The sequence below is a fragment of the Pseudomonas sp. BYT-1 genome, assembly GCF_023611805.1.
Taxonomy (GTDB): domain Bacteria; phylum Pseudomonadota; class Gammaproteobacteria; order Pseudomonadales; family Pseudomonadaceae; genus Aquipseudomonas; species Aquipseudomonas guariconensis.
The window spans coordinates 2519409-2534909 of the sequence record NZ_CP072559.1 but is presented as its reverse complement, the minus strand read 5'-3'; the positions used below and the strand labels follow the sequence as shown (position 1 = coordinate 2534909).

15 protein-coding genes and 1 pseudogene are annotated in these 15501 nt (G+C 62.9%); 9 read left to right on the top strand and 7 right to left on the bottom strand.

The window, feature by feature from the left end; genetic code table 11:
- Positions 1-79 precede the first annotated feature (79 nt).
- Positions 80-778, top strand: coding sequence for a pirin family protein (locus J5X93_RS11655; protein WP_043214056.1), 699 nt, complete (start codon positions 80-82; stop codon positions 776-778).
- 11 nt (positions 779-789) lie between these two features.
- Here J5X93_RS11655 and J5X93_RS28535 read toward each other — a convergent pair.
- From J5X93_RS28535 to J5X93_RS11645, 3 genes and pseudogenes are all read right to left on the bottom strand, one after another.
- Positions 790-885 (bottom strand): annotated as a pseudogene (locus J5X93_RS28535) (helix-turn-helix domain-containing protein); the annotation flags it as partial.
- 54 nt (positions 886-939) lie between these two features.
- Positions 940-1815, bottom strand: a complete 876-nt coding sequence (locus J5X93_RS11650) for an alpha/beta fold hydrolase (protein WP_043214059.1) — start codon at positions 1813-1815, stop codon at positions 940-942.
- Positions 1816-1836: 21 nt separating this feature from the next.
- Entirely contained in the window at positions 1837-2457 is a 621-nt protein-coding gene (locus tag J5X93_RS11645) for a LysE family translocator (protein WP_090342545.1), read from the bottom strand.
- A 145-nt stretch (positions 2458-2602) separates the two neighbouring features.
- Between J5X93_RS11645 and J5X93_RS11640 the strand changes: the two genes are divergently transcribed.
- The 4 genes from J5X93_RS11640 (at position 2603) to J5X93_RS11625 (ending at position 9120) form a co-directional block, all read left to right on the top strand.
- Positions 2603-3085: a GNAT family N-acetyltransferase gene (locus J5X93_RS11640; protein WP_043214063.1), complete on the top strand. Its 483-nt coding sequence runs from the start codon at positions 2603-2605 to the stop codon at positions 3083-3085.
- A 180-nt stretch (positions 3086-3265) separates the two neighbouring features.
- On the top strand, positions 3266-4510 hold the full coding sequence (gene mexE / locus J5X93_RS11635; RefSeq protein ID WP_043214066.1) for a multidrug efflux RND transporter periplasmic adaptor subunit MexE: 1245 nt from the start codon (positions 3266-3268) through the stop codon (positions 4508-4510).
- 12 nt (positions 4511-4522) lie between these two features.
- Positions 4523-7702, top strand: coding sequence for an efflux RND transporter permease subunit (locus tag J5X93_RS11630; protein WP_043214068.1), 3180 nt, complete (start codon positions 4523-4525; stop codon positions 7700-7702).
- The gene (locus tag J5X93_RS11625; RefSeq protein ID WP_102081732.1) at positions 7699-9120 is read left to right on the top strand and encodes an efflux transporter outer membrane subunit; all 1422 of its coding nucleotides are present in this window, start codon (positions 7699-7701) and stop codon (positions 9118-9120) included. Before J5X93_RS11630 ends, J5X93_RS11625 begins: the two co-directional genes overlap by 4 nt.
- Positions 9121-10040: 920 nt before the next feature.
- On the opposite strand, the gene J5X93_RS11620 is transcribed toward J5X93_RS11625, so the two are convergent.
- Complete coding sequence (locus tag J5X93_RS11620; RefSeq protein WP_182940909.1) at positions 10041-11027, bottom strand: bile acid:sodium symporter family protein; 987 nt, start codon at positions 11025-11027, stop codon at positions 10041-10043.
- A gap of 80 nt (positions 11028-11107) precedes the next feature.
- Here J5X93_RS11620 and J5X93_RS11615 point away from each other — a divergent pair, with 80 nt between their 5' ends.
- The 4 genes from J5X93_RS11615 (at position 11108) to J5X93_RS11600 (ending at position 14247) form a co-directional block, all read left to right on the top strand.
- The gene (locus J5X93_RS11615) at positions 11108-11902 is read left to right on the top strand and encodes an AraC family transcriptional regulator (RefSeq protein WP_043214970.1); all 795 of its coding nucleotides are present in this window, start codon (positions 11108-11110) and stop codon (positions 11900-11902) included.
- A gap of 20 nt (positions 11903-11922) precedes the next feature.
- Positions 11923-13068, top strand: coding sequence for a class C beta-lactamase (gene ampC / locus J5X93_RS11610; RefSeq protein WP_182940911.1), 1146 nt, complete (start codon positions 11923-11925; stop codon positions 13066-13068).
- A gap of 334 nt (positions 13069-13402) precedes the next feature.
- Positions 13403-13735, top strand: a complete 333-nt coding sequence (locus J5X93_RS11605) for a hypothetical protein (protein ID WP_070572416.1) — start codon at positions 13403-13405, stop codon at positions 13733-13735.
- Positions 13736-13824: 89 nt separating this feature from the next.
- Entirely contained in the window at positions 13825-14247 is a 423-nt protein-coding gene (locus tag J5X93_RS11600) for a group II truncated hemoglobin (RefSeq protein ID WP_043214976.1), read from the top strand.
- Here J5X93_RS11600 and J5X93_RS11595 read toward each other — a convergent pair.
- From J5X93_RS11595 to J5X93_RS11585, 3 genes are all read right to left on the bottom strand, one after another.
- Positions 14238-14543, bottom strand: coding sequence for a hypothetical protein (locus tag J5X93_RS11595; protein ID WP_043214979.1), 306 nt, complete (start codon positions 14541-14543; stop codon positions 14238-14240). The two genes, J5X93_RS11600 and J5X93_RS11595, sit on opposite strands and share 10 nt — an antisense overlap.
- Positions 14544-14765: 222 nt before the next feature.
- The gene (locus J5X93_RS11590; protein WP_043214981.1) at positions 14766-14954 is read right to left on the bottom strand and encodes a hypothetical protein; all 189 of its coding nucleotides are present in this window, start codon (positions 14952-14954) and stop codon (positions 14766-14768) included.
- Positions 14955-15092: 138 nt separating this feature from the next.
- Entirely contained in the window at positions 15093-15413 is a 321-nt protein-coding gene (locus J5X93_RS11585; protein ID WP_070572421.1) for a YbjQ family protein, read from the bottom strand.
- Positions 15414-15501: the final 88 nt, after the last annotated feature.

The following is a 15501-nucleotide window of genomic DNA, read 5'->3' as shown; positions in this document are numbered from 1 at the left end:
ACAAGCCGATATTTACGCTTATTTTCGATCTTTGTTTGGCGCATCATGGCGCCATTCCACCCATTCAAGGAGCACGACCATGCTGCAACTGCGCCCGTTCGAAAGCCTCGGCCACGCCAACCACGGCTGGCTCGATGCCCATCATCATTTCTCGTTCGCCGAGTACTACGACCCAGCACGCATGAGCTGGGGCAACCTGCGGGTCTGGAACGATGACTTGATCGCGGCGGGCAGCGGCTTCCCGCCTCACCCGCACCGCGACATGGAAATCATCACCTATGTACGTGAAGGCGCCATCACCCACCAGGACAGCCTGGGCAACAAAGGCCGCACCGAGGCGGGGGACGTTCAGGTGATGAGCGCAGGCACCGGGATCGTGCACAGCGAGTACAACCTGGAAAAGGTCGACACTCGGATCTTCCAGATCTGGATCATGCCTGAGCGCGTCGGCGAAGCGCCTTCCTGGGGTACCCGGCCCTTCCCCAAAGGCGAGCGCGGCGAAGGTTTCGTGACCCTGGCCAGTGGCCGGGACGGCGATGAAGACAGCCTGCACATCCGCACCGACGCGCGCCTGGTGGCCGCCACCTTGCGTGCCGGTGAAACCGCCGAGTACCGCTTCGACGCCGGCCGCCGGGGCTACCTGGTGCCAGCCAAGGGATTGGTCGAGGTCAATGGGCTCAGGGCCAAGGCGCGTGATGGCGTAGCCATCGAGCAAGAAGACGTGCTGCGGGTCATTGCGATCGAGGACAGCGAAATCGTCCTGGTGGATGTGGCCTGACTCCGGCCTTCACGCCCGAAGTAGGCTGACGGTGAAACCCCAAGCGTTCGGCGAAACAGTACGCTGAACGCGCTGGGGCTTTCATGGCCCACGTCCGGCGCGAGCTCACCGGATGCGATTAATCAGATGCTCCGCTCAAAGCGGACCGACTGTCGAAGGGCTCAGCGGGTTTGCAGGAAACTCATGACCTGCTCGGCCGCCGCTGCCGGGTCTTCCTGCATGAAGCAGTGCCCTCCGGCCACCTGCTGGGCACTCACCTGATGGTTCAATGCGGCCAGCCGCTGCACCGAGTGGGGTACGAAGGGATAGGTATGTTCACCGTAAAGGATGCGGGTGGGGGTCTGGATCCGCGTCAGATGGGTCCACATCCGCTCGGGAAACGAACTGAAGATTTCGACCTCGCGGCTAGGCCGGCACTTGAGCACGACACCTTCACCACATTCACCGATGGCATGCTCCACATAGGCGTGCAACGAGGCATCGGTCCAGCCTTTGAAAATGCCACGCCCTTGCAGCGAGGCCAACGCCGCCTCCCGATCCGGCCAGTGGCTGCGGCGGGTCGCAGCCTTGCGTGCCAGGGCATGGCGACGGTGCAGCCCGACCAGCGCGGCGGCACCCATCACGCCGATCATGCGACGGCTGAACAGCACCGGGTCCAGCAGCACGGCGCGCTCGAACAGGCGCGGCTCAGTGGCCAGAATCAGGCCGGTCAGCACCCCGCCAAAACTGTGCCCGACCGCGAAGCGGGGCACGTCGCCGTATTCGCCGCGTCCAGCGTCGAAGGCTTCCACCGCCAGCGCCGCGCTGCGATTCCACCCACGAAACACCCCGCCGTGGTCACTGTCGCCATGCCCCTGAACATCACTCAGCCACAGATCGAAGTGTTCACCCAAGTGCATCAGCAAGGGCTGGTAGGCCAGGCAGCAAAAACCGTTGCCGTGCAAGAAGTGCAACAAGGGCCGCCCGCTGGCTGGCGAGCGCCAGCCACGCAAGGTGAAACCTTCGGAGCTTTCGTGGGACCAGGGAATCAACTGCATCGGCCTTGTGTACTCATCGGTTCAGGAAAACGCCGATTCTACAAATAGCAGCGGGTACAGCGAAATCACCAGCAGCAAGGCCATCAGGACATTGAACAGCATCAGCCAGCGCGGGTTCTGCAGGAAGTTGCGCAAAGCACTGCCAAACATCACCCAGATCCCGACGCTGGGCAAATTGACCAGTGCGAACAAGGCTGCGATGACGATCACGTTGAGCACATAGCCCTGGGCCGGCGTATAGGTGGTAATCGCCCCCACTGCCATCACCCAGGCCTTGGGGTTGACCCACTGGAACGCCGCCGCCCCCCAGAAGCCCAGAGGCTTGCGTGTGTGTGCGGCATCGCCGGAGATCGGCCCGGAGGTGGCGATCTTCCAGGCCAGGTAAAGCAGATACACGGCGCCCGTGTAGCGCAGGATGCTGTACAGCGACGGCCAGGCAGTGAACAACTGGCCCAGGCCGAAGCCCACGCCCAGCACCATCACCATGAAGCCAATGCTGATACCCAGGGCATGAGGGATCGACCGGCGCACACCGAAGTTCACCCCCGAAGCCAGCAGCATGGTGTTGTTCGGCCCTGGGGTGATCGATGAAACGAAGGCAAAGAGCACGAAGGCGGTGAGCAGATCGGCTGATCCAAGCATGGCAGGCTTCCACAAAGGGTTGTTGTGTTGTCACACTAGCCGAGCGCTTTTCTGCGCGACCCGTACAGTTGCAACAAATTGCACCGATACACATGACTGTATCGGCTTCAAACGACTTGCCCTGCCCCCTCAAGGACGTCTGCACATGAGCTTGACCATTCGCCCTGCCGTGCGTACCGATGCTGCGCAAATCCTCGCCTTCATCACTGAGCTTGCCGAATACGAACGCGCGCGCCATGAAGTGGTGGCCACCGTTGCCGACATCGAACACAGCCTGTTCGACGAAGGCAGCACCGTCCACAGCCTGATCTGTGAGCGCGACGGTGTGGCCATTGGCTTTGCCGTGTACTTCTACAGTTACTCCACCTGGCTTGGACGCAACGGCATCTACCTGGAAGACCTTTACATCACGCCCGAACAACGCGGCGACGGCGCCGGGCGGCAAGTTTTGCGGCACATTGCCCGCGAAGCCGTGGCCAAAGGCTGCGGGCGTATGGAGTGGAGCGTGCTGGACTGGAACGAGCCAGCCATCGGTTTCTACAAGTCCCTCGGCGCCGAGCCTCAGGATGAGTGGGTGCGTTACCGGCTCGATGGGGAGCGGTTGGCGCAATTTGCTGCGCAGACCTGAGACCCCGGGGCCGCGTCCCGGCCCTTACCCGTCCGGGACGCCTGGCGTCCATGTGTCCTGATCGATGATGCATGGCCACATATCATTCCGCTTGATAATAACCTTCGCGCCGTTCGATTCGTTCCCCGCGCGCAAGACTCGCAGAATCCGCCCACTATCCAATCATTGGCGGAGTTCTCCATGGAACAATCACTCAAACCCCTGCGCTTTCCCCTCGCTGCCCTGGCAGTGCTGGTGATCGCCGCGTGCGGTCGTACTCCGGAGGCTGTACAGGCTCCTGCCGCGCCCAAGGTCAGCGTGGCCAAGGTGATCGAGCAGCCGATCAACGAATGGGACGAGTTCACCGGTCGCCTGGAAGCGCCGGAAACCGTCGAGGTGCGTCCGCGAGTCTCCGGCCAGATCGACCTGGTGGCTTTCACCGAAGGCGCCCAAGTGCAAAAAGGTGACCTGCTGTTCCAGATCGACCCGCGTCCGTTCCAGGCCGAGGTACGCCGTCTGGAGGCGCAACTGCAACAAGCCCGCGCCACGGCGCTGCGTAGCGAGAACGAAGCCCGTCGTGGTGAACGCCTGCGTGACAGCAACGCGATTTCCGCAGAGCTGGCCGAATCGCGCAGCAGCGCCGCCGCCGAGGCTCGCGCCGGCGTCGCGGCGATCCAGGCGCAACTGGACCTGGCCCGCCTGAACCTGAGCTTCACCCGAGTGACCGCGCCGATCAGCGGCCGTGTCAGCCGCGCCCAGTTCACCGCCGGCAACATCGTCACCGCAGACGTCACGCCGCTCACCTCCGTGGTTTCCACCGACAAGGTCTACGCCTACTTCGACGCCGACGAGCGGGTCTACCTCAAGTACACCCAGCTGGCCCGCGACGGTCAACGCGGCCAGAGCACCCCGGTGTACCTGGGCCTGACCAACGAGACCGGCAATCCGCACCTGGGCCAGATGAACTTCGTCGACAACCAGGTCAACCCGCGCACCGGCACCATTCGTGGCCGCGCGGTGTTCGACAACCGCGACGGCCGGTTCACTCCCGGCCTGTATGCCCGCCTGAAGCTGGTCGGCAGCGCCAAGTACGACGCCGTGCTGATCAACGACGAGGCCGTGGGCACCGACCTTGGCAAGAAGTTCGTACTGGTCATGGACAAAGACAACAAGGCCGCCTACCGCGCTGTGGAACTTGGGCCCAAGCTCGAAGGCCTGCGGATCGTGCGCAGCGGCCTGAGCAAGGATGACCGCATCGTGGTCAAGGGCCTGCAGCGCGTACGCCCCGGCTCGCCGGTCACGCCACAGGAAACGCCGATGGCCAGCGAAGAGACCCTTGCCACCCTGGCCCGCCAGCGCCAGGCCCTGGAAGCCAGCAACAAGGCAGCACCGGCCGTCGCCGGCGCTCGTGAAAACGTCGCCAGTGCCCAGGCACCGCGCGGTTAAGGGACCCCACCGATGAACTTTTCGAAATTCTTCATCACCCGGCCGATTTTCGCCGCCGTGCTTTCGCTGGTGCTGCTGATCGCAGGCTCCATCGCGCTGTTCAAGCTGCCGATCAGCGAATATCCGGAAGTGGTGCCGCCTACCGTGGTGGTGCGCGCCAACTTCCCCGGCGCCAACCCCAAAGTGATCGGCGAAACCGTCGCCGCACCGCTGGAGCAGGCGATCACGGGCGTCGAGAACATGTTGTACATGTCCTCGCAGTCTACCGCCGACGGCAAGCTGACCCTGACCATCACCTTCGCCCTGGGCACCGACCTGGACAACGCCCAGGTGCAAGTGCAGAACCGGGTCACCCGGACCCAGCCGAAGCTGCCCGAAGAAGTGACGCGCATCGGTATCACGGTCGACAAGGCCTCGCCCGACCTGACCATGGTCGTGCACCTGACCTCGCCGGACAACCGCTACGACATGCTGTATCTGTCCAACTACGCCATCCTCAACATCAAGGATGAGCTGGCGCGCCTGGGTGGCGTGGGTGACGTGCAATTGTTCGGCATGGGCGACTATTCCCTGCGGGTCTGGCTCGATCCGAACAAGACCGCCTCGCGCAACCTGACTGCCAGCGACGTGGTGGCGGCCATCCGCGAACAGAACCGCCAGGTCGCCGCCGGCCAGCTGGGCGCCCCGCCCGCCCCTGGCGCGACCAGCTTCCAGTTGTCGATCAATACCCAAGGCCGCCTGGTCAATGAGGAAGAGTTCGAGAACATCATCATCCGCGCCGGCGAGAACGGCGAGATCACTCGCCTGAAGGACATCGCCCGGGTAGAGCTGGGCTCCAGCCAGTACGCCTTGCGCTCGCTGCTGAACAACCAGCCGGCGGTGGCGATCCCGATCTTCCAGCGCCCGGGGTCCAATGCCATCGAAATCTCGGACGAAGTTCGCGCCAAGATGGCCGAGCTGAAGAAGGACTTCCCCGAGGGGATGGACTACAGCATCGTCTATGACCCGACCGTGTTCGTTCGCGGCTCCATCGAGGCCGTAGTGCACACCTTGTTCGAGGCCCTGGTGTTGGTGGTGCTGGTGGTGATCCTGTTCCTGCAGACCTGGCGCGCCTCGATCATCCCGCTGATGGCCGTGCCGGTATCGCTGATCGGCACCTTCGCGGTGATGCACCTGTTCGGCTTCTCGCTCAACGCGCTGTCGCTGTTTGGCCTGGTGCTGGCCATCGGGATCGTGGTGGACGATGCCATCGTCGTGGTGGAGAACGTCGAGCGCAACATCGGCCTGGGCCTCAAACCCATGGAAGCGACGCAAAAGGCCATGAGCGAAGTGACCGGGCCGATCATCGCCACCGCGCTGGTGCTGTGCGCCGTGTTCGTGCCGGCCGCGTTCATCTCCGGCCTTACCGGGCAGTTCTACAAGCAGTTCGCCCTGACCATCGCCATTTCGACCGTGATTTCGGCGTTCAACTCGCTGACCCTGTCGCCGGCCCTGGCCGCGGTGCTGCTCAAGGACCACCACGCGCCCAAGGACCGCTTCTCGCGGTTCCTGGAAAAACTGCTGGGCAGCTGGCTGTTCGCCCCGTTCAACCGCTTCTTCGACCGTGCAAGCCATCGTTATGTTGGCGGTGTGCGCCGGGTCATTCGTTCCAGCGGTATCGCCCTGTTCGTCTATGCAGGCTTGATGGGCCTGACGTACCTGGGCTTCTCGTCCACCCCTACCGGTTTCGTCCCGGCCCAGGACAAGCAGTACTTGGTGGCCTTCGCCCAACTGCCGGACGCCGCCAGCCTCGACCGCACCGAGGCGGTGATCAAGAAGATGAGCGAGATCGCCCTGGAGCAACCTGGCGTAGCCGACTCGGTGGCCTTCCCTGGCCTGTCGATCAACGGCTTCACCAACAGCCCCAACAGCGGCATCGTGTTCACCCCGCTCAAACCCTTCGACGAGCGCAAGGACCCGAGCCAGTCGGCGGCCGCCATCGCGGCGGCGCTGAACGCCAAGTTCGCTGACATCCAAGACGCCTACATCGCGATCTTCCCGCCGCCGCCCGTGCAGGGCCTGGGCACCATCGGTGGCTTCCGCCTGCAGATCGAGGACCGTGGCAACCTGGGTTACGAAGCGCTGTACAAGGAAACCCAGAACATCATCGCCAAGAGCCATAACGTGCCGGAGCTGGCAGGTCTGTTCACCAGCTATCAGGTCAACGTGCCTCAGGTCGATGCCGCCATCGACCGCGAAAAAGCCAAGACCCATGGCGTGGCGATCAACGACATCTTCGAGACGCTGCAGATCTACCTGGGCTCGCTGTACACCAACGACTTCAACCGCTTCGGCCGCACCTACCAGGTCAATGTCCAGGCCGAACAGCAGTTCCGTCTCGACGCCGAACAGATCGGCCAGCTGAAGGTACGCAACAACCTGGGCGAGATGATCCCGCTGGCGACCTTCCTCAAGGTCAGCGATACCTCGGGACCTGACCGGGTGATGCACTACAACGGCTTCATCACCGCCGAAATCAACGGCGGTGCCGCGCCCGGCTACAGCTCCGGCCAGGCCGAGGCCGCCATGGAGAAACTGCTCAAGGAAGAACTGCCCAACGGCATGACCTTCGAATGGACCGACCTGACCTACCAGCAGATCCTGGCGGGCAACACCGCGCTGTTCGTCTTCCCGCTCTGCGTATTGCTGGCCTTCTTGGTGCTGGCCGCCCAGTACGAGAGCTGGAGCCTGCCGTTGGCGGTGATCCTGATCGTGCCGATGACCCTGCTGTCGGCCATCACCGGTGTGATCATCTCGGGGGGTGACAACAACATCTTCACCCAGATCGGCTTGATCGTGCTGGTGGGCCTGGCGTGCAAGAACGCCATCCTCATCGTCGAGTTCGCCAAGGACAAGCAGGCCGAGGGCCTGGATCCGCTGGCTGCGGTGCTGGAGGCGTGCCGCCTGCGTCTGCGTCCGATCCTGATGACCTCGATCGCCTTCATCATGGGTGTGGTGCCGCTGGTGTTCTCCTCCGGTGCCGGCGCTGAAATGCGCCATGCCATGGGGGTGGCGGTGTTCTCGGGGATGATTGGCGTGACCGTGTTCGGCCTGTTCCTGACGCCGGTGTTCTTCTTCCTGATCCGCCGTTTCGTCGAACGTCGCCAGGCCCGCAAGGCCGAGCGCGCCCACTCGCTGGAGAGCCATGCATGAACCTGCTCAAACCCCTGACCCCGAGCCTGCTGGCATTGGCCCTGGCGGCCTGCGCGGTGGGCCCGGACTACCAGGCGCCGGCGACCGAGCCTGCGCACCTGGACGCCGAACTGCCGACCAAGGCCTTGGACCGCAGCCGCTTCGAGAGCATCTGGTGGAAGCAGTTCGACGACCCGGTGCTCAACCAACTGGTACAGGCATCGCTGGAAGGCAACCGTGACCTGCGCGTGGCTTTCGCCAGGCTCAAGTCAGCGCGCTCGATTCGCGAGGACGCCGAGAACGACCAACTGCCGGTGGTGACCAGCCGCGTCAGCAGCGACATCGGCAAAGGCCAGATCCCTGGCCAGACCGAGCAGCGGGTCAACAGTGAGCGCTATGACCTGGGCCTGGACATGGCCTGGGAGCTGGACCTGTTCGGCCGCATCCAGCGGCAAATCGAGGCCAGCCAAGCGCAGGAGGAGGCTGCTGCGGCCGACCTGCAGCAGTTGCAGGTCAGCCTCATCGCAGAACTGGTGGACGCCTATGGCCAACTGCGCGGCGCCCAACTGCGCGAGAAGATCGCCTTGGCCAACCTCAAGACCCAGCAGGAGTCGCGCAGCATCACCGAGACCCTGCGCGATGCCGGGGTCGGCAATGACCTGGACGTGGTTCGCGCCGATGCCCGCCTGGCCGCGGTGGAAGCGACCGTGCCACAGTTGCAGGCCGAACAAGTGCGCGCCCGCAACCGCATCGCCACCCTGCTTGGCCAGCGTCCGGATGCGCTGAGCGTGGACCTCTCGCCCAAAGCCTTGCCGGCGATTGCCAAGGCCTTGCCGGTGGGTGACCCCGGCGAACTGCTGCGCCGCCGCCCGGACATCCGCAGTGCCGAACGCCAGCTGGCAGCGGCCACGGCCAACGTCGGTGTGGCCACCGCGGACCTATTCCCGCGGGTGAGCCTCAGTGGATTCCTGGGCTTTACCGCGGCGCGTGGGTCGCAGATCGGCTCGTCGGCGGCCAATGCTTGGGCCTTGGGGCCGAGCATTACCTGGGCGGCGTTCGACCTGGGCAGCGTGCGGGCCCGCCTGCGCGGCGCCAAGGCCGATGCCGAGGGGGCGCTGGCCAACTATGAACAGCAGGTGCTGCTGGCCTTGGAAGAATCGGCCAATGCTTTCAGTGATTACGGCAAGCGTCAGCAACGGCTGCTGGCGTTGATCCGCCAAAGCGATGCGAGTCGCAAGGCGGCTGACTTGGCGTCGGTGCGGTATCGGGAAGGGACTGTCGATTATCTGGTGCTGCTCGATGCGGAGCGGGAGCGGCTCAGTGCCGAGGATGCGCAGGCGCAGGGTGAGGTTGAGCTTTATCGGGGCATTGTGGCGATCTACAAGGCTCTGGGGGGCGGGTGGCAGCCTGAGGGGCAGGCGGTGGCCAGCGTTCGCTGAGGTTTTTCTAGGACTCCTTTGGTTGGTTCCTCCCCCAACCGTTTGCCCTGCTGGCCTTTGGTCTGCGGGGCTTTTTTTTGAGGGGCTTGGGCGTTCAGGCTGTGTGAATATCCGGGTTTGGTGGGGGCGCCACCGGCGCTTTTCGCCTTTACGGCGACCTACTTTTGCTCTTGGGCAAAAGTAGGCAAAAACCGCTGGCTCCCACATCCGGCCCCTGCGCTGCGCTCCGGGGCCCCCTCCGCTCCGGTGCCTTTCGGGGCTTCGCGGCCTCCGGCTGGCTACGCCAGCCTCCATCTCGCGACTTCGGCTAGCGCCGAAGGGCGCTGCGCGCCTGCCCCTCCAGACACCTCCACTCGGCCTTCTGAGGTCGCGATAGGTGGCGTCTGGACTATCGCGTATCAAAAGCAACGGCAACGGCAAACAAGTTAATTGTTTGGCTGTTTGTTCCGGCCTATTAGCGGGTAGGAGCGCCGCCGCTCCTACAGGCACAGCGCCGTTCTCAAGAGCTGTGAGCCTGTGTGTGCGGCGGTTCGGCGCCCCGATTTACCCGCGAATAGGCCCAAAAGCTCACCACAAAAACCACTGAATGAAACAACGCCAGTCCAGGCGCCGCCCGTAACTTGCGCCCCATCAGCAGGCCGAGCGGAGGTGTCTGTAGGGGCAGGCGCGTAGCGCCCTTCGGCGTAGCCGAAGTCGCGAGATGGAGGCTGGCGTAGCCAGCCGGAGGCCGCGAGGCCCCGTAAGACACCGCAGCGAGGGGACCCGGTGCGAAGCGCCGGGCCGGATGCAGGGGCGCGCGGCTTTTGGTTACTTTTGGCCAAGACCAAAAGTGACCCGCCGTAAGGGCGGAAAGGTGACTAACCGTCGCCAAATCAAACGGATAAGCCCACAAACCACCAAACCACCAAACCACAAAACCATCAGGAAACCGCCGAAACCCCCTCAACCCCACGCGCAGCGTACTTCTGAGCCAACACCGCACACACCATCAACTGAATCTGATGAAACAACATCAACGGCAAGATCATCGCCCCAATCCCACCGCCCACGAACAAGACCTGAGCCATCGGCACTCCCGTAGCCAGGCTCTTCTTCGACCCGGCAAACAAGATGGTGATGCGATCTTCCACACTGAACCCCAACACACGCCCCAACAGCCGGGTCACGAACAACACCGCTGCAAGCAAGATCCCGCAGACGACGAACAGCCCCGCCAAATGCTGCGCCGAGACCGTATGCCAAAGCCCGGTGACCACCGCATCGCTGAAAGCCGTATACACCACCAGCAGGATCGAACCTTGGTCGACGATCTTCAGCCACCGTGCATTGCGCTTGACCCATTCTCCGATCCAGCGACGGGCAATCTGCCCTGCCACGAATGGGACCAGCAGTTGCAGCGTGATCTTCAACACCGCGTCCAACCCCGACCCGGTGTCGCCTTCGGCACCGAGCAGCAGCATCACCAGCAACGGTGTGAGGAAGATCCCCAGCAGGCTCGATGCCGCTGCGCTGCAGATCGCCGCCGGAATGTTGCCGCGCGCCAGGGAGGTGAAGGCAATCGCCGACTGCACTGTCGCCGGCAAGGCGCACAGATAAAGCACGCCCAGATACAGCTCGTTGCCCACCAACGGCACGAACAGCGGCTTGAAGGCCATGCCCAGCAACGGGAACATCACGAACGTGCAGGCGAACACCAGCAAGTGCAACCGCCAATGGCTGGCGCCAGCGATGATCGCTTCGCGCGACAGCTTGGCGCCGTGCAGGAAGAACAGCAGGCCAATCGCCAAATTGGTCAACCAGCCAAAGAACACCGCGCCATCGCCTGAGCACGGCAAGAAGGTGGCGATCAGCACGACCCCAAGCAAGGCTAAGGTGAAGTTATCGAAGATTTTTCTGACGTACTTCATGGTTTATTCCGAGTTGTATTTATGCAGGAGCAAACGATAAGGTCTCGCCTTCCCTACCGCTAACGCCGGAACCCCCACTAGTGTCGCTGAACGGACATCCCGAGGCCTGCCTCGACCAGCTCGAATGCCTACCACGACAGGTCTATGGCCAGGCCGAAAGCCTCCCCAACATTGCCTTGGGCTATCGTCACCGGCATCCATGGGGGCAACTCTCCCACGCCCGCAACGGCATCCTGCGCGTGCACACGCCCGAAGGCCTGTATCTGGTGCCCCCCCAACGGGCCGTCTGGATCGCCGCACAGGTTCCCCACCGTGTGGTCTGTGAGCCCAACACCTGTATCCGTAGCCTGTATATCGAACCTGCCGCCCTGCCCTGGCCGGCCATGGCCTGCCGGGTGGTGGTAGTGGAACCGCTGCTGGGCGAACTGATCCAGGCGTTCTCGCAATTGCCCGTGCACTATGACGAGTCAGGCGCCGATGGGCGTCTGGTGCAGGTGCTGCTCGACCGTCTGGCCAGTGCCCAGGAAGAACAGATGCTCCTGCCGCTCCCTCGCGATCGTCACTTGCGTCAGATCTGCCGCCGCCTGCAAGCCTCGCCCGACGATACCCGCAGCCTGGCCGACTGGGCGCTGCGTCTTGGCATCTCGGAAAAGACCCTCAGCCGGCGCTTTCTGCGCGAGACCGGCCTGACCTTCCGCCTATGGCGTCAACGGGTGCGCCTGCTAAGTGCCTTGCCAGCGCTGGAGCGCGCAGAACGGGTCACTGACGTGGCCTTGGCTTGTGGCTATGCCTCGCTTTCAGCATTCATCGCGGCCTTTGGCGAGCATTTCGGCCAATCGCCAGGCGAGTTCCTGCGACGCCACACACCTTACTGAATCTGAAAAGGATCTTTTGCATGAAGCCACTGCCCTACGTGCGCTTTGCACTCGCTTTGAGCCTCGCCACCGTGACCGGGCACAGCCTGGCCGACGCGCTGCACACACAGGTCGATGAGGTTATCGAGCCCTTGATGCGTGAACACGACATCGCGGGCATGGCCGTGGCCGTGATCGCCGATGGCAAGGAGCACTACTTCACGTACGGCGTGGCCAACAAGGCCAACGCCCAACCCGTGAAACGCGACACGTTGTTCGAGGTCGGCTCGCTCAGCAAGACCTACACCGCCACCCTCGTTGCGCTTGCCAGCGCCCAGGGTACGCTGGCGCTGGATGCCCCCGCCAAACGCTACCATCCGGCCCTTGAAGGCACGTCCCTGGGTGAGGCCAGTGTGCTGGAACTGGGTGCCTACAGCGCCGATTGCCTACCGCTGCAATTCCCCGACAACGTGCAGACCGAAGCGCAGGTGCAGGCCTTCTATCAGCACTGGAAACCGCGTGTTGCACGGGCCACTCAGCGCTGTTACTCCAACCCCAGCCTAGGCCTGTTTGGTGATCTGGCGGCGCGTGCACAGAAACAATCGTTCGCCAAGATCATGACCGAACAACTCTTGCCTGCACTAGGCCTGACCGATACCTACCTTGCCGTACCTGGCACTGCACAACAGCGTTATGCCCAGGGCTACAACGCCAGCAACCAGCCGGTGCGGGTCAATCCAGGACCATTGGCGGACGAAGCCTATGGAATCAAGACCACCGTGAACGATGCCGCACGCTATGTGCGCCTGCAGTTGAACGCCGACTCGCTGGCGCCATCGCTGCAAAAGGCGATCGCCCTCACCCAGGCGGGCTATTTCAAGGTCGGCCCGATGACCCAGGGCCTTGGATGGGAGCGCTACCGGTATCCAGTCGCCTTGGAAACCTTGCTTAAAGGCAATAGCTCTGAGGTAGCTCTCAACCCCCAACCTACCGTCCGTTTGCAACCGACCCTGCCGACCGAACCAGCCGCTTGGTACAACAAGACCGGTGCCACCGGAGGTTTCGGTGCGTACTACGCCTTCATCCCGGCCAAGGGGCTGGGGATCGTCCTGCTCGCCAACCGCAACTACCCAAATGAAGCCAGGGTACGCGCGGCCTACCAGATCCTTTCCGCCTTGGAACACTGAGACACGAAGCAGCCACTTCAGCCCCAGAACACGCTCGAGGCGCTGCGCGTGATCGATTGTCGGACAACATGTAGTGCCAAAAAATATTCACTACAAACCTGTTGACGTCGTTCATCAGCCTTGGGCATGATGAGGCCGTCTCCCTGATCGGGAGCGGTGGCAAGGGTGTTCCAGACGGCCTGCGCGGTAACGCAGGCCGTCCGTGGAGAGGGAAACTGTCCAAAAGGCAGCGTGAGAAGGCCCCTGTTGCAATGCTGCTGTAGCAGCCGTGTTAGTGCGCTACACATCGTGGCGCCGAGTGAAAAATCACTGACTGATGGGTAATGGGGGCTTTATGATGAATTTGAACAACAATCCTACGATCGACCAATTGGCCCAGCTGTTCGCCGCGCGCAAGGACAGCCTCGATGACCACCTGCTGTGGGTCAGCCAGACTGGCGAGGTACGCCTCGACCGTCTGCCACCCAACACGGTCGAAGATGAATTCGAATCGCACATGCCCAGCATGCGCGCCCGCTTCAAGGTCTACCGCCGTGGCCAAGGCTATGTCGGCAAGAAGGCCGCCGCCGACACCGAGTTCGTCGGCCGCGTCCTGCAGACCCTACAACAAGAATGGCCTACCGCCCGTGAGCGGCAGGCAGTCAAGGTGATAGACCCATTGAACTGAGTCGTACCACCCTTCTTTGAGCCCGGCCCTGCAAGGCCGGGCTTTTTCATGCCTGTTACACTGTGCGCTCCTGTTTGTTGGAGCCTGCGATGAATATCCCTGCCTATGGCACCGGCGACGCGTCCTACCTGGCCGCTGGCGGCATCGACGGCCTGCGCCGTCTGGTCGATGATTTTTACCGATTGATGGACCAGCGCCCTGAAGCATCCAGCGTGCGGCGCATGCACCCTGACAACCTTGAAGGCTCACGGGACAAACTGGCCTGCTTTCTGAGCGGTTGGCTCGGTGGACCACGCCTGTACAGCGAGCGCTATGGCTCGATCGCCATTCCCTCATTCCACGCACAATGGCCAATCGACGAAGAGCACGCCAACGTCTGGCTAAGCTGCATGGAACAAGCCATTGCCTTGCAGCCTTGGGCCAAGGATTTTGCAGAGTACCTGTTGCGCCAGCTGCGCGTGCCGGCCGAGCGTATCGTCCAGGCCAGCCGCAACCGCCGCGCTCAGGCCTGAAGTCGCCGGGCCCTGGCCGCGGGCAACGGCACGGCGCCGGTGGCCAAGGCCCGAGCGCGCTCCACGCCCCAGACCAGGGCACGGGTCATGGTCTCACCGGGGCGCGCGGGATAGTACTCCTCCAGCAGGGCTTTGCCGTTTCCAGCATATAGCCCGAGAAACAATTGCGTGGCACCCAACCGCGACAACCGCACCTGGATATCGAGCACGGTGCCATCACTCAGGACTTCGTCATGGCAGCGGCTGTGCAACTGGGCATCGGCCCATTCCCAGTAAGTCTGTTCCCTGACACGCATGCTTTCACCTCCTTGTGCTGAAAATCGGCGCAAGAAAAGCACAGCCGTGAGCGCCCGGCGAGTACGACCCACCGATGCCATGAGCAAGATCAACAAACAGGATGAAAAGCTGCCAGCGATCGTGATGCAGTTCTCCGATCGATCAGGCAAGCGTCGGCGCAGGAGCCAAAGTGCCCTCGCCTGACCGCTGTATTGCTGGCCAGGCGAGAACGCTGGGCGGGGTTACTTCCGGGTCCGGAACCGGGGCGTGAAACGGCCCTTTTTGACGCGCTGCAAATGTGCAGGCTTAAGTTGTTCCGATTCATCCAGGGTCATGTTGGCGAACCCCAGGCGCAAGAACGCCTGGCCACACCACACTTGGCTGTTGATCGGGAACGCATCGTTCATGTCTTCGGAAAAGGATTCGCTCATGCCCTGCTCCCTCCAATGATGGCTGCGCCAGCAAGCACTCTGCTTGCTCAGAAGCGGCGGCCCGTTGAAATGGAGACTAGTCGGTCATTTGCAGACCTTCCGGACAATCCGGCATCACCCGACCAGTGGCAAAGTGCCCTACTTCAGGCGGACTGCCGTACCGGTTGCGAATACCACGACCATGCCGCCTTGGACTGATGGCATGCTGATTTCGAAATCCACGCCCAGCACTGCATCGGCTTGCAATTGACGTGCCCGCGCCTTCAGCTCCTCGGTGGCCTGCTCACGCGCCTCGCGCAGGGCGCTTTCCAGAGTCTGGGAACGGCCGCCGAAGAAATCACGAAAGCGAGCAAAGAAATCGCGCACGAAGTTGATGCCTTGCACCGATTCGGCGCTGACCACACCCAGGTATTCGGCGACGGGGCGGCCTTCGAGCTGGCTGGTGGTGCTGATGATCATGAAACGGCTCCTTGGCCACAGTTGGAAACGCGCGAATCTTAACAGACCTTTCCATACGATCTGGCCTGGCCAGCTGCCGCACGGGCGT